At 55.1% G+C, this 294-nt stretch carries 1 protein-coding gene; it reads right to left on the bottom strand.

Features of this window, described 5'->3' with window-relative positions; genetic code table 11:
* The coding region (locus AC6CIF_RS31930) for a condensation domain-containing protein (RefSeq protein ID WP_498202759.1) at positions 1-294 on the bottom strand (294 nt) is incomplete at both ends.

Genomic DNA, 294 nt, shown 5'->3' with positions numbered 1-294 from the left:
GGTATACATCCGCTCTCCAGTGTGAACCGGACGGTTGAATTGGCGGATACTCCCATCTGGTTGTATCTCATATCTCATGCGCAGCGCATCATGATGCTCCAGCAACCGATCCAGCACCTGTTCCAGCACGTCCGGCTTGAACCCGGTCGCCCGATGCAGCATGAAGGACTGCGTGAAGTGATTTCGTTCCGTCGTGTTGTTCGCAAAAAACCACTGCTGAATCGGGGTCAGCTGCACTTCTCCTTCCACAGGCTCCTGGCTCTGGCGCTCACGTTGATCCCATTTCACATACGG

This window comes from Paenibacillus sp. GQ49 (genome assembly GCF_059759055.1).
Note: the sequence above shows the minus strand (reverse complement) of the source record. Positions and strands in the feature narration are given on the sequence as shown.